Raw genomic sequence first — 16,020 nt, 5'->3', positions numbered from 1 at the left:
AGTCAGTTCTGCCTTTCGAGAAGTCGGCCCGTGGGCTCGGTCGGGGTGCCGTGGTCGGCGATCTGCGCACCGCGCAGCCAGGTGGACTTCACGACGCCGTGCAGGGTCTTGCCCGCGTACGCCGTGACCCGGTTGCGGTGGTGGAGTTCGGCCGGGTCCACGGTGAACGTTTCTTCGGGGGCAAGCACGGCGAAGTCGGCGTCGCGGCCGGCCTCGATCGCGCCCTTCTGCGCCAGTCCGGCGAGGGCGGCCGGAGCGGCGGACATCCAGCGCACGACGTCCTCGAGGGAGAGTCCGCGGCGACGGGCCTCGGTCCAGATCGCCGGCAGGCCGAGCTGCAGGGACGAGATGCCGCCCCACGCGGTCGCGAAGTCGTCCGTCTTCAGGTCCGCCGTGGAGGGCGAGTGGTCGGAGACGATGCAGTCGATGGTGCCGTCGGCGAGCGCGCCCCACAGGAGGTCCTGGTTGGCGGCCTCGCGGATGGGCGGGCAGCACTTGAACTCGCTGGCCCCGTCGGGCACTTCCTCGGCCGTGAGGGTGAGGTAGTGCGGGCAGGACTCGACGGTGATCCGTACGCCCTCGGCCTTGGCGGCGGCGATCAGCGGCAGCGCGTCGGAGGAGGACAGGTGCAGTACGTGGACGCGCGCGTTCAGCCGCTTCGCCTGGGCGATCAGGTTCCCGATCGCGGTGTTCTCGGCGTCGCGCGGGCGGGAGGCGAGGAAGTCTGCGTACTTGGGTCCGGGGACGGCCGGCGCGGAGTCCAGGTGGTGCGGGTCCTCGGCGTGCACGATCATCAGGCCGCCGAAGCCGGTGATCTCGGCGAGGGAGGTGGCCAGCCGCTCCTGGTCGAGCTCGGGGAACTCGTCGACGCCGGAGGGCGACAGGAAGCACTTGAAGCCGTAGACGCCGGCGTCGTGCAGCGGGCGCAGGTCCTTGACGTTGTCCGGCAGGGCGCCGCCCCAGAAGCCGACGTCCACGTGCGCCTTGGTGCGGGCGACCTCCTGCTTGACGCGGAGGTGGTCGACCGTGGTGGTCGGCGGCAGGGAGTTGAGGGGCATGTCGAGGATCGTGGTGACGCCTCCGGCCGCGGCGGCGCGGGTGGCCGTCCAGAAGCCCTCCCACTCGGTGCGGCCCGGGTCGTTCACGTGCACGTGGGTGTCGACCAGGCCGGGGAGCAGGACGTCGTCGCCGAAGTCCTCGAGCCGGGCGCCGGCCGGCACCCCGGCGTCGTGAGGCAGTACGGCGACGATCTTCCCGGCGGCGACGGCGACCGAAGCGGCGCGCGTCCCCCCGGGGGTGATGACGCGAGTCGAGCGCAGTACCAGTTCCACGTCGTGGGACACGCCGGAACCTCCCCATCTACTTCCACAGAGCGAAATTCAACGTTCTGTTGACGGAGTCTCGCCGCCGATCCGGAGCCAGTCAAGAGCGTCCGGACAGAGCACTGACACACCGGAGTCGCAATTGGATGTTTCCACAGGATGGAATTAAGATTTCACTATCCAGAATGTAGCTATCACCACCGGGGGCGGGCGGGTAACTTCCCGAGGACGTCCACCACCCGGACAAACCCCCTCTGACCGGCGGGGACGGCTTCGACCCGGCTCTAGGGCCGACGCCGACCGACCGGTAGGCTGATTCCTTGCCTGCCAGCACCGAAAGGACCGCGCCGTGCCGACGTCCAGCGCCAGCACCACCGACGCTTCCGCCAAGCCCACCGCCGCCAGCGGTGGCGTTCAGTCCCTCGAGCGCGCCTTCGATCTGCTCGAACGCATGGCCGATGCCGGGGGCGAGGTCGGCCTCAGCGAGCTCTCCACCGCCAGCGGTCTGCCGCTGCCGACGATCCACCGCCTCATGCGCACCCTCGTGGCATGCGGCTACGTCCGGCAGCAGCCCAACCGACGGTACTCCCTCGGCCCCCGGCTGATCCGCCTCGGCGAGTCCGCGTCGCGCCTCCTGGGGACCTGGGCCCGGCCGTACCTCGCCCGTCTGGTCGAGGAGACCGGCGAGACGGCGAACATGGCCCTGCTCGACGGGGACGAGATCGTCTACGTCGCCCAGGTGCCGTCCAAGCACTCCATGCGCATGTTCACCGAGGTCGGCCGCCGGGTGCTGCCGCACTCCACCGGTGTGGGCAAGGCGCTGCTCGCGTACACCCCCGCCGACGAGGTACGGGCCCTGCTGGCGCGCACCGGGATGCCGGCCGCGACCGAGAAGACCATCACCACGCCCGAGGGCTTCCTGGAGGCCCTGGAGCAGGTCCGCAAGGTGGGCTACGCGGTCGACGACAACGAGCAGGAGATAGGAGTCCGCTGCCTCGCCGTGTCGGTGCCGAACTCGCCGACCGCCGCCGCGATCTCCATCTCGGGTCCGGCCGGCCGCGTGACCGAGGCCGTGGCCGAGTCCTTCGTGCCGATCCTCCAGAACGTCGCGGCCGACCTGTCCGTGGCCCTGCAGAGCCAGAACCCCGCGTAGGTTCCGGCTCCGTACGTACGCAAAGGCCCCGGCCCCCTCTGGTTCGAGGGGGCGGGGCCTTCGCGTGGTGCGAGGGGCGGGGCCCTTCGCCTGGCGCGAGGGGTGGGGCCCTTCGCCTGGCGCGAGGGGCGGGGCCCTTCGCGTGCGTACGGGCGCTCAGGCCGCCGGGACGGACTCCGGCTCCGATGCCGCCTCCGTCAGGCGGCCGTCCGTCATCGTCGCCGTCCGGTCCATCCGCTCCAGGTGGGCGTGGTCGTGGGTGACCACCACGGTCGCGGTGGAGCGCTCGCGGGTCAGGGTGACCAGCAGGTCGAGGACGGCCGCACCGCGCTCGTGGTCCAGGGCGCTCGTCGGCTCGTCGACCAGGAGCACGGCCGGCTCGTTCATCAGGGCGCGGGCGATGTTGATGCGCTGGCGCTGGCCGCCGGAGAGCTGGTGGGGGCGCTTGTCGGCCTTGTCGGCCAGGCCCACCGCGTCCAGCAGTTCCAGCGCGCGGCGGCGCAGCGTCCGCGACGGGCGGCCCGAGAGGTGCGCCATCACCTGGAGCTGCTCGGCGGCGGTGAGCGAGGCCAGCAGGTTCGGCTGCTGGAAGACGATGCCGATCTTCTCGCGGCGCAGGGCCGACTTCTCGGCCGCGCTCAGCCGCGCGGTGTCCTGGCCGGCCACCACCACCTGCCCGGAGTCCGGGGTGACCAGGGTGGCGGCGACGGCCAGCAGGCTGGACTTGCCGGAACCGGAGGGTCCGATCACCGCGGTCAGCGTGCCCGCGGGCACGTCCAGCCGGACCCGGTCGAGGGCGGTGAGCCTGCTCTCGCCGTCCGGATAGGTGAGCGTGACGTCGTGCACGAGGAGGGTCATCGGGCGCTCCCTAGGGCGGTCAGGGGGTCGACGGCGGTGATCCGCCGGATGGACAGGCCCGCACCCAGTGCGCCGAGCACGATCATGATCGCGGCGGGCACCAGCACGGTCGCGGTGTCGAGGACGAAGGGCACGTTGCCCCCGCTGATCAGCGCGCCGAACCCGGCGGCGATCGCCGTACCGAGGCCGGTGCCGATCGCGAGCATGACCACGGCCTGGCCGAGCGCGTCCTTCAGCAGGTACGGGGTGGAGGCGCCCAGTGCCTTCAGCACGGCGACGTCCCCGCTGCGCTGGATCGTCCAGACGGTGAAGAAGGCCCCTATGACCAGGGCCGAGATGACGAAGAGGAAGCCGCGCATCAGCTGGAGCGAGCCGTTCTCGGCCTGGTAGGACCCTATGGCTCCGAGGGCCTCGTCGATGGTCCGGGCCTTGGTGGCGGCCGTCTTGTCGCCGGCGGCGAGGTCCGCCGATCCGGCGGTGTCGAGCGCGATCACGGTGGCGAGGGTGTCGATGGAGGTGCCGGGGTTGCCGATGCGCTGCCAGTCGTGGAGGTCCATCCAGACGACCGGGGTGTGGCTGTACGCGGCGGTGCCGGAGACTGCGGCCACGGTCAGCTCGAGCGGGCCGATCTTCAGCTTGCCGCCGGCGGCGAGGCCGCCGAGTTCCTTCGCGGCCTTCTCGGTGAGGACCACCTGCCCCTGGGCGAGGCCACTGCCGCGCGGCGGGAGGGGGCCGGCCGGGTCGACGCCGAAGACCGAGACGGCGGCGGTGCGCTCGCCCGCCGCCGCGTTGGTGGTGCGGATGCCGAGCGGCTGCGCCGACTTCACACCGGGCTGCGTCCGCCAGGCCTGCCAGGCCTTCTCGGGCACCTGGGAGTTGGTGAAGGACACCTTCTGGTCCCCCGTCGGCGCGGCGAAGGCCAGGTGGGTGGCGGGCAGGCCGGTGACGGCCGAGATGTTCTCCCGGGCCAGGCCGGCGGTGAGCCCGGACAGCAGACCGACCAGCAGCGTGATCAGCAGTACGACCGAGCCCATGAGGGCGAAGCGGCCCTTGGCGAACCGTAGATCTCTCCATGCGACGAACATGATCCCCACCCTGGTCCTCGGCGCGGGCACAGGGCATCGCGCCACGGTAGTGATCCTGGTATCGAAGGACGCATCCGGACATCAAACTTTCGATTGACCGGGGGGGCGCGGACGGCCACTTAGGCTGGACGGGCCATGGCTGCTCCGGAATCCCTCGCTCCGCGTCCCCTCACCCCCGTCTCGCGCATCCTGCGCCTGTGCCTGCACGCGCTGCTGTTCGGGCTGCTCGCGCTGGCCGCCGGGCGGGCCGTCACCGACTCCGCGCCGCGCGCCGGATGGGTGGTCACCGCCTGCGCGGTGCTCGCCGCCGTGTACGCGGCCGGCGTACTGACCCCCGCGGTGCACCGCTCGCCGCGCGCCGGGGCGGTGTGGCTGGCCGGGCTGGGCGCGGCCTGGGCGGGGCTGCTGGTGCTCTCCCCCGACGGGCTGTGGATCGCGTTCCCGCTGTATTTCCTGGAGCTGCACCTGCTGCGGCTGCGCTGGGGCGTCGCGGCCGTCGCGGTGACCGCGTGCGCGGCGATCGGCGGTTTCCTGGCGCACGCGCAGAGCAGCGCGGTGTCGCCCGGAGCCTTCCTCGGACCGCTGCTCGGCGGGGCCGTGGCGGTGGCGACCGTACTGGGCTACCAGGCGCTGTACCGCGAGAGCGAACGGCGCCGCGAGCTGATCGAGGAGCTCATCGCCACCCGCGCCGAGCTGGCCGTGGCCGAGCGGGACGCCGGAATCCTGGCGGAGCGGGAACGCCTGGCCAGGGAGATCCACGACACCCTGGCCCAGGGCCTGTCCTCGATCCAGCTCCTGCTCCGCGCGGCGGAGCGGTCACTTCCACAGGACGCTCCCGCCCTGGAACACATCGGCCAGGCCCGGGAGGCGGCCCAGGAGAACCTCGCCGAGGCGCGTCGTTTCGTACGGGCGCTCACACCTCCCGACCTGGAGCACGGCTCCCTCGCCGCCGCGCTGGAGCGGCTGTGCACGGCCGCGCCGGGGCCGCGGGCCCGGTTCTGCCTGAGCGGCGCGCCCCGGGTCCTGCCCACCCCGTACGAGGTGGCCCTGCTCCGCATCGCCCAGTCGGCGCTCGCCAACGTGGTGCGCCACGCGCGCGCGGACCGCGCCGAGATCACCCTGACCTTCATGGACGCCTCGGTGACGCTGGACATCGTGGACGACGGGACCGGCTTCGACCCCTCCTCCGCCCCCTCCGGCGAGGGCGGGTTCGGCCTCCCCGCCATGCGCTCGCGGGCCGAGACCCTCGGGGGCCTGTTCACGGTCGAGTCCTCCCCCGGCCAGGGCACCGCCGTGGCCGTCACCCTGCCGCTGCCCCTGGAGGCATCCTGATGACGATCCGCCTGCTGCTGGCCGACGACCACCCGGTGGTCCGGGCCGGGCTGCGTGCGGTGCTGGACACCGAGCCGGACTTCGCGGTGGTCGCCGAGGCCGCCACCGCCGAGCGGGCGGTGGAGCTGGCCGCCTCGGAGCCGGTGGACGTGGTCCTGATGGACCTCCAGTTCGGCACCGGCATGCACGGCTCGGCGGCGACGGCGGCGATCACCGCCCGGCCCGGAGCCCCCAGGGTCCTGGTCCTGACCACGTACGACACGGACGCGGACATCCTGGCGGCGGTGGAGGCGGGCGCGTCGGGCTACCTGCTGAAGGACGCCCCGCCGGAGGAGCTGGCGGCGGCGGTCCGCACCGCGGCGGCGGGCCAGTCGGCGCTGGCCCCGGCGGTGGCACTGCGCCTGATGGACCGCATGCGCACGCCCGCGGAGGCGCTGACGAAGCGGGAGCTGGAGGTGCTCCAGCTGGTCGCGGACGGCCTGTCGAACCAGCAGATCTCGAAGAAGCTCTTCCTGAGCCAGGCCACGGTCAAATCCCACCTGGTCCACATCTACGCGAAGCTCGGCGTCGACTCCCGCACCTCAGCGGTGGCCACAGCCACATCCCGCCGCCTCATCCGCACCCCGTAGCTCCGCCGCGCGGCGCCCTCCGCCGGGGAGAGTAGGGCAAGCCCCCGGGCGGATACACCGGGGCGCAGGTGGGCGCGGGGCACGCCGGGCCGGAAGCATTCGGGTACCGAGCCCCGACCCGAGAGCGAGCCCCGATGTCCGCCACGACCGCACCTGCCACGGTCACCCCGCCGCAGGCCGTCCGCACCGCCCATGCCCTCTGGCTGACCGCCGTCGCCGCAGGGGCCTTCGAAACCGCCCTCGCCGTCGGCCGGATGGCCGCCGACGGCACGGCCTCCGCCCCCGGGATCGGCATCGGCCTGGCCGTGCGCCTCACCGTCTTCACCGCCGCCGTCCTGATCGCGCGGCGCATGCGCGCCGGCGCCGGATGGGCCCGGACGACCCTCGCGGTCGGCCTCGGCATCCTCGGCACCGCCTCCATGGTCGTCCAGCCCCTCGGCCACCTCCTCGACGGCGGGTCGATATCAGCGGCGCTCGGCCGGGCCGACGCCCTCGACTGGCTCTTCGGCGCCAGCCGGACCGTCCACGTGGCCGCCGTCCTCACCGCGGTGGCCCTGATGTTCCGCCCGGCCGCGAACGGCTACTTCCGCAAGCGGCAGCCGTAGGTCGTGTCGTCGATGTCCCTCCCCCAGCTACCGCTGGGAGGTGCCCCCAGGCCGGCGGGGCCTGGCCCGCCCTTCGGGCGGCCGACGCTCCTTTGACGGCACTCCTTACGCCACCCAGTGCGGCCGCTCCACCGCCGGAGCCAGCGGGACCCCGTCATGGAAGGCCGCCGCGAGGCGCCGTACGGCCTCGTCCAGCCGATCCGCGGACAGCGTGTACGGAATCCGCAGCCGATGCTCGAACGTCCCGGGGTCCACCCCGAACCGCGCCCCCCGCCCGATGTGCACGCCGCAGGCGCCGGCCCGCTCCGTCAGCGCCGAGCTCACCGGCTCCCCCAGGTCCACCCACAGCGACAGCCCGCCCGGCGGCACCTGCCACGACCACTCCGGAGTGTGCCGCTCCAGCGCACCCACCAGCGCCTCCCGCTGCCCCCGCAACTGCGCGAGCCGCGCCGGCAGGGTCCGCTCCAACCCCTCCAGCAGCGGCAGCGCCACCAGCTGGTCCAGCACCGACCCCGTCATGTCCACGGCCACCTTCACCGCCGTCAGCTCCGTGATCATCTTCGCGGTGGCCCGTACCCACCCCACCCGCAGCCCGCCCCAGTGCGTCTTGCTGAGCGAGCCGATCGTCACCACGTGGTCCGCCCCGCCCCGCGGCGCCAGCGAGGCCAGCGGCGCCGGCGGCGGTACGTCCAGGGCGATGTCGGCGATGGTCTCGTCGACCACCAGCCAGGTCCCGGTCCGCCGCGTCGCCGACAGCAGCCGCAGCCGCTGCTCCTGCGGCATGAGCAGCCCCGTCGGATTGTGGAAGTCCGGGATCACGTACGCCAGCCTCGGCACGGTCTGCCTCAGCATGGACTCGGCGATCTCCATGTCCCAGCCCGCATCGGAGACGGCGATCGACCCAGTGCGCAGCCTGGCGTGCCGCAGGGCGTCGAGGGCGTTCGCGTACGTGGGGCTCTCGGTCACCACCCGGTCCCCGGGCCCGCACAGCAGGCTCACGACCAGCGAGAACGCCTGCTGCGCACCGGCCGTGACCAGGATCTGCTCGGGGCGGGTCGGCAGCCCGCGCCGGGTGAACCGCTCGGCGACGGCGCTGCGCAGGTCGGGCAGCCCGAAGGGGTTGTAGCCGGGGCTCCGGGCGAGGCCCGGCAGCCGGGGCGCAGCCCAGGCGAGGGCCTCGGTGAGGGCGTCCTCCGGGGCGCCCAGGGCGGCGATCGCCAGGTCGATCCCGGGGTCGCCGTCGGCGATGTAGCCGCCGGAGCCGACCAGCAGGTGCGCGCCGACCGGTCCGTGACCCTCGGGGAGTTCGGTCCAGGTGCCGGAGCCGCGCCGGCTGCGGACGTAGCCGCTCTCGCGCAGCAGGTCGTAGGCCCCGGTGACGGTGGCGCGGCTGGCGCCGAGCGCCTCGGCGAGCTCGCGCTCGGCGGGCAGCCGTACGTGCAGGGCGATCCGGCCGTCCAGGACCAGGGTCCGCACGGCGTCGGCGAGGGACCGGTAGCCGGGGCGGGCCAGCACCTCGGAGGGCAGCAGGGCCGCGAGCTGGCGGCTGCCGATGGTTCTGTCCGCCGTCTGGACGACTCGCCCGTTTGCCATGCCAACCTCCCCTGATTGGCTCTGCCAGCCAGGCCAATCCAGGGTCCAGACTCGCGGTATTGGCCCCCGATTGACAAGGAGACCGCCATGTCGACCCCATTGACCGACCGCGATGAACGCGCCCTGGCGGCTGCCGTCGAGAACCGGATCTCCGAGCCGCTGCGCCTCGGACCCGGGCTGGCCGCCGTACGACGCCTCCTGACGCGGCGGCCACCTGCCACCCCACAGGGGCGAGAATCGCTGACATGCCAGCCAACACAGACCCGACCTCAAGCCCCGTGATCGCGGGCCTGCTCCTCGCGGCCGGCGGCGGCCGCCGCCTGGGCGGGCGCCCCAAGGCCCTGCTCGGGTACCGCGGCCGCCCGCTCGTCGAGAACGCGGTACGGGTGCTGCGCGAGGCGGGCTGCGGTCCGCTGCACGTGGTGCTCGGCGCCTCCGCCGCCGAGGTCCGCGAGCGGGCGGACCTGACCGGCTGCGTGGTCGTGGACAACCCCGACTGGGCGGAGGGCATGGGCTCCTCGCTGCGTGTCGGCCTCGCCTCGCTCGCCGGTACGGGCGCCTCGGCAGCCCTCGTCTCGCTCGTGGACCAGCCGGGCATCGGTCCCGCGGCCGTGGCGCGGGTCCGGGAGGCGTACCGCTCCCCCGCGAGCCTGGTCGCGGCGGCCTACGGCGGGGAGCGCGGCCATCCGGTGCTCTTCGGCGCGGACCGCTGGGCGGACATCGCGGCGTCGGCGACGGGGGACAAGGGCGCGCGGGTGCACCTGACAGAACACGCGAACGAGCTCACGCTGGTGGAGTGCGGGGACATTGCCGAGGCCTTCGACATCGACACCCCGCCCGACCTGGCACGACTGGCTTGAGCGGAGGTCGAGCGACAGTTGAGCGGTCAGTGACGAGGGTGGCACTGAGGGCCACCGGGCGCCGGAGTCTGTCGACTCAGAGAATCTCGACATCAACAAACCATTGAACTTCCACCATAAGGAAATTACTATCCACTGGTCAGAAGCGCCCTGAACCCCCAGACGGCGCCCGCGACCGTATTTCGGAACTCTCCACACCCGACGGCACTGCGTGCCGTCCTGCGCGAGCATTCCCCGCGGCCGCCAGGCACCGCCGCTGAAGGAGTGACAGATATGTCCGCACCAGCGCCGTCATCGCTGGCCATCGTCGACGCCGAGCCCCTGCCCCGGCAGGACGAAGTCCTGACCGAGGCGGCCCTCGCGTTCGTGGCCGAGCTCCACCGGCGGTTCACGCCCCGCCGCGACGAGCTCCTCGCCCGCCGCGCCGAGCGCCGCGCCGAAATCGCCCGCACCTCCCACCTCGACTTCCTCCCGGACACCGCACAGGTCCGCGAGGGCGACTGGAAGGTCGCGCCGGCCCCGGCCGCGCTGAACGACCGCCGTGTGGAGATCACCGGTCCGACCGACCGCAAGATGACCATCAACGCCCTGAACTCGGGCGCCAAGGTCTGGCTCGCCGACTTCGAGGACGCTTCTGCCCCCACCTGGGAGAACGTCGTCCTCGGCCAGCTCAACCTCATCGACGCCTACGAGCGCCGCATCGACTTCACGGACCCGCGCACGGGCAAGTCGTACGCCCTGAAGCCCGCCGAGCAGCTGGCGACCGTCGTGATGCGCCCGCGCGGCTGGCACCTGGTGGAGCGCCACCTCCAGGTCGACGGCCGTCCGGTCCCCGGCGCCCTGGTCGACTTCGGCCTCTACTTCTTCCACAACGCCAAGCGCCTCATCTCGCTCGGCAAGGGCCCGTACTTCTACCTGCCGAAGACGGAGTCGCACCTTGAGGCGCGCCTCTGGAACGAGATCTTCGTCTTCTCGCAGGACTACGTCGGCATCCCGCAGGGCACGGTCCGCGCGACGGTCCTGATCGAGACCATCACGGCCGCCTACGAGATGGAGGAGATCCTCTACGAGCTGCGCGACCATGCGGCGGGCCTGAACGCGGGCCGCTGGGACTACCTGTTCTCCATCGTGAAGAACTTCCGCGACGGCGGCGAGAAGTTCGTCCTGCCGGACCGCAACGCGGTGACGATGACGGCCCCCTTCATGCGGGCGTACACCGAGCTGCTGGTCAAGACCTGCCACAAGCGCGGCGCGCACGCCATCGGCGGCATGGCGGCCTTCATCCCGTCCCGCAAGGACGCCGAGATCAACAAGGTCGCCTTCGAGAAGGTCAAGGCCGACAAGGACCGCGAGGCGGGCGACGGCTTCGACGGCTCGTGGGTCGCCCACCCCGACCTGGTCCCGATCGCGATGGCCTCCTTCGACGCGGTCCTCGGCGAGAAGCCGAACCAGAAGGACCGCCTGCGCGAGGACGTCTCCGTCGCCCCCGGCGAGCTCATCGCGATCGACTCCCTGGACGCGAAGCCCACGTACGACGGCCTGCGCAACGCCGTCCAGGTCGGCATCCGCTACATCGAGGCCTGGCTGCGCGGCCTGGGCGCCGTCGGCATCTTCGGCCTCATGGAGGACGCGGCCACCGCCGAGATCTCGCGCTCGCAGATCTGGCAGTGGATCAACGCCGGTGTCGTCTTCGAGCACGACGGCGAACCCGTGACGGCCACCGCCGACCTCACCCGCAAGATCGCCACCGAGGAACTGGCCGCGATCCACGCCGAGATCGGCGAGGAGGCCTTCGCGGCCGGCAAGTGGCAGCAGGCCCACGACCTCCTCCTCCAGGTCTCCCTGGATGCGGACTACGCGGACTTCCTCACCCTCCCCGCGTACGACCAGCTCGTCGGCTGACCCCCCGACGTCGACTGAATCGCACAGCGGTCGACCCCGGCTCCGCCCCCGCGCCACCAGGCCCGGGGGCGGAGCTGTTTTCGTGCTTCAGGCGGTCAATCGCCATGCCGCGTAGGCGAGGTGCTGGCTGTGGCCCGCCCGGATCCACCACTCGGCGTTGCCGACGCCTGAGGTTCCCGTACCCGTGGCGCACTCCTGCAGCCAGCGGTCGCCGTCACTGAACCCGGCTCCGCGGAAGCCGGGCTCAGCGATCATCCGGCGGGCGATCTCCCGTACTTCTTCGGCGTGCCCTTCCCCGATCGTGGGCGCCTTGGCCAGGATGAACGTACGGTCCGTGGTGTAGCGCAGGACGCCCCAGGGCGGGCCGCCGCCCGCCCCGCTGTCGGCCGCGAAGGCGTGGTGGGCGCCGTAGTCCCCGTAGGTGACGTCGACGGGGAGCTCCGGCCGGGCGTGGCGGACCATGTGCCAGACGTCCCAGTCGTGCCGGTGCGCCTCGATCGGCCCCCACCCCGCCGGCTCGGGCGCGGTGGGCGGAAAGGAACCGGCCAGCAGCACGATCGAACGCCACCGGGTGAGCGGGCCGAGCAACTCCAGTGCGCGCAGCGCGCACTTTTCCGCCTGGTGGTCCTCCTCGGTGACCGCCTCCAGGTCCAGCAGCAGGTCCACCACCAGGTCCCGGGCGAGGTCCGGACCGTCGAGGCGCTCGACGAGCCGGCGCACCTCCTCGGCGCCCTGGTCCGAGGCGGCATCGGCTGCACGGACCCGCAGCCCGAGGCCGTTCCCGCCGGCCCGGGCGAAGTCCGCGCAGGCGGACTGCTGCCAGTCGGGCCGCCCCGGGCCGGTGACCGGCCGGAGCGGTGTGTGGAGCAGGTACGGCCATGGTGGCTCCCCCGTTGACCGCCTTGGTTGCGCTTCTGTTCACAGGGTGAGCGCGAACGGGCGGCGAGGGAACAGCGCAATCCGGCCAAGGGCGAAGCGGGTTGGCGAGCCGAACGACCGATCGGTTGTTACTCCATCGTAACTTTCCTGTACCTAGCGGTAACAACGCGCGCCGTGTCACCTTTCCGATGCCACCGGCCGGCGGTACCCCCACTTCCCCAGCCATGCACCGGAGTTCTCTCCGGCTTTGCCATGGCCTACCGCAGGAGTTCCGCCGTGATCGGATTCCGCACCGCCAGCAAGGACCGGCCCCGCAGTCGAGTGCGACGACTCGCCGGGGTCGGGATGGTTCTGCCGCTCGCCGTCAGTGCTCTGGTCGCCGGCTCCGCCGGGACCTCCGTGGCCAGCCCCGGGACCGGGCCCACCGCCGTGGTGTCCATGGGCGACAGCTACATCTCCGGCGAGGCCGGCCGCTGGAAGGGCAACAGCCTCACCAACAGCGGGAATCGCACCGGGACCGACCGCGCCTGGGTCTCCGGGAGCACCTACGACCCCGCCAAGGTGTACGGCACCACCGCGGGCGGGTGCCACCGCTCCGACTCCGCCGAGGTCAAGAGCGCCGGGGCGATCGCCGACGTGGCCGTGAACCTGGCCTGCTCCGGGGCGGTTTCCGAGAACGTGTTCCGCGCGTCCAACGGCGGCGTGCCCTTCAAGGGCGAGGCCCCGCAGGCCGATCAGCTGGCCGCCGCGGCCGCCGCCAACAACGTGAAGGTCATCGCGCTGTCCATCGGCGGCAACGACCTCGGCTTCGCCGACATCATCAAGGACTGCGCCCTCGACTTCGTCCTCTGGAACTCGTACTGCTACGACGACCAGCAGTACGGGGTCGACGGGAAGATCGACGGCGTCATGGCGAACGTCGGCAAGTCCGTGGACGAGATCCGCGCCGTGATGCGAGCCGCCGGGTACACCGACTCCTCGTACCGGATCGTGCTGCAGTCCTACCCGTCGCCGATCCCGCGCGGCGCCGAGAACCGGTACACGCAGAGCGACTGGAGCCGGCTCAACACGGGCGGCTGCCCCTTCTGGAACCGGGACTCGGACTGGGCGCGCGACTCGCTCGTGCCGCAGATCGCCAATCGCCTCAAGGGGGTTGCCGCCGCCAAGGGCGTGCAGTTCCTGGACCTGCGGGACATGATGCAGGGCCGTGAGGTGTGCGCGAAGGCCAGCAAGCAGGTGACCACCGCGGCGCCCGCCTCGGCGAAGACGAGCGAGTGGGCGCGCTGGATCGACAGCAGCGAGACGCAGGGGCTGGTCCAGGAGTCGATGCACCCGAACTACTTCGGCCAGCTCGCCGTCGGCCGCTGCCTGGCCCTGGCCGTCGCCCAGCCCGCGAACTCCGCCTCCAGCTGCAAGAACACCGCCGGAGCGGACCAGACGGGGATGTTCCTCACGCCCGCCGTCTGAGGCGTGGCTTCCGGGTCGAGGGCGCCTGCGGAGACCTCCGCGGGCGCCCTTTCGGATCAGCCCCGTACGGCGGCGAGGGCTTCGTCGTAGAGGGCCGCCAGGTCGGCGCTGCCGCCGCTGCGGACCCAGGCTTCGGTGGCGGCGTCCACGCAGGCGAAGACGGTCGCGACGACCGCCGCGGCGCGGACCCCGGGGATCAGGGCCTCCCCTGCGGCCATGCGGGCCGTGACGGCGGGCAGGACCAGTTCCTGCCAGCGCAGCCGCTTCTGCGTGTAACGGGCGCGCAGCGACGGGGTGTCGAAGATCAGCGCCGTGATCTCCAGCAGCTGCCCGGGGTCGCCGTGCGCGTCCATGAGCACTTCGAAACCGGCTCGCAGGGCCTCCCACGGAGTGACGGTGGCGGGCTGAGCCTCCACCGTCACGCGCAGCAGCTCGCCGAGCTCTTCCTGCTCGCCGCAGACGATGTCCTCCTTGGTACCGAAGTACCGGAACAGCGACCGCTGGGAGATGCCCGCTTCCTTGGCGATCTGCGCGATCGTCGTGGCCTCGTACCCCTGCTCGGCGAAGAGCCGCATGGCCGTGTCGAAGATGCTCGCGACCACGGCCTGCCGGGAGCGGTCCCACAGGCTCGGCTGCGTTGCGATGGTCCCCATCCGGTCAGCATATAGGCGGGCCGCCCGTTTGGCCCCTACTGCCCGCTTGGCAGTCACTGCCAAGCGGGCATACAGTGATGACGACGATGTCATCCCATGGGCAGGAGCCACTGTGAACGCGGTCGACTACCGAGGCCGGACCACCCTGATCACCGGCGCCAGCTCGGGCCTGGGCGCCGAGTTCGCGCGCCAGCTCGCCGCACGAGGATCCGACCTCGTGCTCGTCGCCCGCCGCGAGGACCGCCTGAAGGCGCTCGCCGGGCAGCTGTCCGCGGCGCACGGCGTCGCGGTGGAGCCGATCGCCATGGACCTGTCCGTAGACGGGTGCGGTGAGCTGCTGGCCGCCGAGGTCGACCGGCGCGGGATCACGGTCTCCAGCGTCATCAACAACGCCGGCTTCGGCACCTACGGCCGCTTCCACGAGGAGGACCCGCAGCGGCTCCGCCAGGAAGTGGGCCTCGACGTGATGGCCGTCGTCGACATCAGCCGCGCCTTCATCGGCCGGCTGCGCAGCCGTGGCGAGGGCGTCCTGGTCAACGTCGCCAGCATGGCCGGCTACCAGCCCATCCCGAACATGGCCGTCTACGGCGCCAGCAAGGCCTTCGTACTCAGTTTCACCGAGGCCCTGTGGCAGGAGTCGCACGGCACCGGGCTGCGCGTCATCGCGCTGTCGCCCGGAGCGACGAAGACGGAGTTCTTCGACGTGGTCGGCACCGAGGACGCCGCTGGCGGCACCCGGATGCAGACCTCCGAGGTGGTCGTGCGCACCGCGCTGAAGGCGCTGGACCGGAAGAACCCGCCGCCGAGCGTGATCTCCGGAGGCATGAACCGGGTCATGGCCTTCAGCGGACGGCTCGCGAGCCGCCGCATGGTCGTACGGATGGTGGACCGGATTTCCACCCCCCGGACCCCCTAAGCGCCCCTGAGCGGCCTCAGGGGTGTCCGGCGCCGGGAAACCGGATGATCGGGAGCGGCGCGGGCTGGCATGATCCCGCTCATGCCCGCCCGTACCGCACGTCCCAGCCTTTACATCTCCGTCGACATCGAGGCCGACGGCCCGATCCCCGGCCCGTACTCGATGATCAGCTTCGGGGCCGCAGTCGCGGGGCGGCAGGACGGCGCTTCGTATACGGCCGCAGACCCCGAGCAGCACACCTTCTACCGCGAACTCCGGCCGATCAGCGACGAGTACGTCCCCGAGGCGCTCGCCGTCAGCGGCCTCGACCGGGACCGGCTGGTCCGGGAGGGCGCCGAACCCGCGGCGGCCATGGCCGAGTTCCGCGCCTGGGTGCGGGAAGTCTCCGTCGGGGCCCAGCCCGTGATGTGCGGCTACCCGGCCTCCTTCGACTGGACCTTCCTGTACTGGTACTTGATGCGGTTCGGCGGCGACAGCCCCTTCGGGCACTCCGGCTGCCTCGACATGAAGACCCTGTACGCGGCGAAGGCGCGGGTACCGCTGCGCGCCGCCGTCAAAGGGCGGATGCCGGAACAGCTGCTCTCCCGCCGCCGGCACACCCACCACGCGCTCGACGACGCGATCGAGCAGGCCGAGCTGATGAGCAACCTGATGCTCTGGACTCCTCCGGGCGGCGGCCCCGGTACCGCCGGCTGACCACCCCGCTCGGGCAGATGCGGAAAGACGGCCGGTGCGTACGCCACACCCGCAGTGGGTGGCGTACGCA

At 72.2% G+C, this 16,020-nt stretch carries 15 protein-coding genes; 9 read left to right on the top strand and 6 right to left on the bottom strand.

Translation table 11 applies throughout. The features are described from left to right. Window positions 1-2 precede the first annotated feature (2 nt). Complete coding sequence (allB, locus tag AB0M76_RS04535; protein ID WP_365951497.1) at window positions 3-1,343, bottom strand: allantoinase AllB; 1,341 nt, start codon at window positions 1,341-1,343, stop codon at window positions 3-5. A 328-nt stretch (window positions 1,344-1,671) separates the two neighbouring features. On the opposite strand from allB, the gene AB0M76_RS04530 reads away from it, so the two are divergent. After that, window positions 1,672-2,475, top strand: a complete 804-nt coding sequence (locus tag AB0M76_RS04530; RefSeq protein ID WP_266662288.1) for an IclR family transcriptional regulator — start codon at window positions 1,672-1,674, stop codon at window positions 2,473-2,475. A 156-nt stretch (window positions 2,476-2,631) separates the two neighbouring features. Here AB0M76_RS04530 and AB0M76_RS04525 read toward each other — a convergent pair whose 3' ends face one another. Beyond that, window positions 2,632-3,333 (bottom strand): ABC transporter ATP-binding protein, encoded by a 702-nt coding sequence (locus AB0M76_RS04525; protein WP_365951496.1) that lies wholly within the window; start codon window positions 3,331-3,333, stop codon window positions 2,632-2,634. Then, window positions 3,330-4,418 (bottom strand): ABC transporter permease, encoded by a 1,089-nt coding sequence (locus AB0M76_RS04520; RefSeq protein ID WP_365951495.1) that lies wholly within the window; start codon window positions 4,416-4,418, stop codon window positions 3,330-3,332. Before AB0M76_RS04520 ends, AB0M76_RS04525 begins: the two co-directional genes overlap by 4 nt. A gap of 135 nt (window positions 4,419-4,553) precedes the next feature. On the opposite strand from AB0M76_RS04520, the gene AB0M76_RS04515 reads away from it, so the two are divergent. The 3 genes from AB0M76_RS04515 to AB0M76_RS04505 all read left to right on the top strand — a co-directional run bounded on the left by AB0M76_RS04515 (window position 4,554) and on the right by AB0M76_RS04505 (window position 6,984). Further along, window positions 4,554-5,750, top strand: a complete 1,197-nt coding sequence (locus tag AB0M76_RS04515) for a sensor histidine kinase (protein ID WP_365951494.1) — start codon at window positions 4,554-4,556, stop codon at window positions 5,748-5,750. Then, window positions 5,750-6,379, top strand: coding sequence for a response regulator transcription factor (locus AB0M76_RS04510; protein WP_266662296.1), 630 nt, complete (start codon window positions 5,750-5,752; stop codon window positions 6,377-6,379). Before AB0M76_RS04515 ends, AB0M76_RS04510 begins: the two co-directional genes overlap by 1 nt. A 134-nt stretch (window positions 6,380-6,513) precedes the next feature. Next, window positions 6,514-6,984, top strand: coding sequence for a hypothetical protein (locus tag AB0M76_RS04505; RefSeq protein ID WP_365951493.1), 471 nt, complete (start codon window positions 6,514-6,516; stop codon window positions 6,982-6,984). 105 nt (window positions 6,985-7,089) lie between these two features. On the opposite strand, the gene AB0M76_RS04500 is transcribed toward AB0M76_RS04505, so the two are convergent. Then, a complete protein-coding gene (locus tag AB0M76_RS04500) occupies window positions 7,090-8,577 on the bottom strand; it encodes a PLP-dependent aminotransferase family protein (protein ID WP_365951492.1) in 1,488 nt (495 codons plus the stop codon). 245 nt (window positions 8,578-8,822) lie between these two features. Between AB0M76_RS04500 and AB0M76_RS04495 the strand changes: the two genes are divergently transcribed. Further along, entirely contained in the window at window positions 8,823-9,437 is a 615-nt protein-coding gene (locus AB0M76_RS04495; RefSeq protein WP_365951491.1) for a nucleotidyltransferase family protein, read from the top strand. 273 nt (window positions 9,438-9,710) lie between these two features. After that, complete coding sequence (aceB, locus tag AB0M76_RS04490) at window positions 9,711-11,339, top strand: malate synthase A (RefSeq protein ID WP_365951490.1); 1,629 nt, start codon at window positions 9,711-9,713, stop codon at window positions 11,337-11,339. Between the two features lie 87 nt (window positions 11,340-11,426). Here aceB and AB0M76_RS04485 read toward each other — a convergent pair whose 3' ends face one another. Then, window positions 11,427-12,209: a hypothetical protein gene (locus AB0M76_RS04485; RefSeq protein ID WP_365951907.1), complete on the bottom strand. Its 783-nt coding sequence runs from the start codon at window positions 12,207-12,209 to the stop codon at window positions 11,427-11,429. Between the two features lie 354 nt (window positions 12,210-12,563). On the opposite strand from AB0M76_RS04485, the gene AB0M76_RS04480 reads away from it, so the two are divergent. Next, a complete protein-coding gene (locus AB0M76_RS04480; RefSeq protein ID WP_365951906.1) occupies window positions 12,564-13,685 on the top strand; it encodes a GDSL-type esterase/lipase family protein in 1,122 nt (373 codons plus the stop codon). A gap of 56 nt (window positions 13,686-13,741) precedes the next feature. On the opposite strand, the gene AB0M76_RS04475 is transcribed toward AB0M76_RS04480, so the two are convergent. Then, window positions 13,742-14,338, bottom strand: coding sequence for a TetR family transcriptional regulator (locus tag AB0M76_RS04475; protein WP_365951489.1), 597 nt, complete (start codon window positions 14,336-14,338; stop codon window positions 13,742-13,744). Window positions 14,339-14,450: 112 nt separating this feature from the next. On the opposite strand from AB0M76_RS04475, the gene AB0M76_RS04470 reads away from it, so the two are divergent. Together AB0M76_RS04470 and AB0M76_RS04465 are read left to right on the top strand one after the other, a co-directional pair. After that, entirely contained in the window at window positions 14,451-15,254 is an 804-nt protein-coding gene (locus tag AB0M76_RS04470; RefSeq protein ID WP_365951488.1) for an SDR family oxidoreductase, read from the top strand. A gap of 81 nt (window positions 15,255-15,335) precedes the next feature. Beyond that, the gene (locus tag AB0M76_RS04465) at window positions 15,336-15,950 is read left to right on the top strand and encodes a 3'-5' exonuclease (protein ID WP_365951487.1); all 615 of its coding nucleotides are present in this window, start codon (window positions 15,336-15,338) and stop codon (window positions 15,948-15,950) included. Window positions 15,951-16,020 lie beyond the last annotated feature (70 nt).

Origin of the sequence: Streptomyces sp. NPDC051364 (assembly GCF_040682115.1) — a bacterium.
Taxonomy (GTDB): domain Bacteria; phylum Actinomycetota; class Actinomycetes; order Streptomycetales; family Streptomycetaceae; genus Streptomyces.
This window is presented reverse-complemented; position numbering and strand designations above follow the sequence as displayed.

Coding starts and splice junctions, on each gene's coding strand:
- AB0M76_RS04505 (WP_365951493.1), top strand. CDS start 6,514: ATGTCCGCCACGACCGCACCTGCCACGGTCACCCCGCCGCAGGCCGTC.
- aceB (WP_365951490.1), top strand. CDS start 9,711: ATGTCCGCACCAGCGCCGTCATCGCTGGCCATCGTCGACGCCGAGCCC.
- AB0M76_RS04525 (WP_365951496.1), bottom strand. CDS start 3,333: ATGACCCTCCTCGTGCACGACGTCACGCTCACCTATCCGGACGGCGAG.
- AB0M76_RS04465 (WP_365951487.1), top strand. CDS start 15,336: ATGCCCGCCCGTACCGCACGTCCCAGCCTTTACATCTCCGTCGACATC.
- AB0M76_RS04515 (WP_365951494.1), top strand. CDS start 4,554: ATGGCTGCTCCGGAATCCCTCGCTCCGCGTCCCCTCACCCCCGTCTCG.
- AB0M76_RS04480 (WP_365951906.1), top strand. CDS start 12,564: ATGGTTCTGCCGCTCGCCGTCAGTGCTCTGGTCGCCGGCTCCGCCGGG.
- AB0M76_RS04500 (WP_365951492.1), bottom strand. CDS start 8,577: ATGGCAAACGGGCGAGTCGTCCAGACGGCGGACAGAACCATCGGCAGC.
- AB0M76_RS04520 (WP_365951495.1), bottom strand. CDS start 4,418: ATGTTCGTCGCATGGAGAGATCTACGGTTCGCCAAGGGCCGCTTCGCC.
- AB0M76_RS04495 (WP_365951491.1), top strand. CDS start 8,823: ATGCCAGCCAACACAGACCCGACCTCAAGCCCCGTGATCGCGGGCCTG.
- AB0M76_RS04510 (WP_266662296.1), top strand. CDS start 5,750: ATGACGATCCGCCTGCTGCTGGCCGACGACCACCCGGTGGTCCGGGCC.
- AB0M76_RS04475 (WP_365951489.1), bottom strand. CDS start 14,338: ATGGGGACCATCGCAACGCAGCCGAGCCTGTGGGACCGCTCCCGGCAG.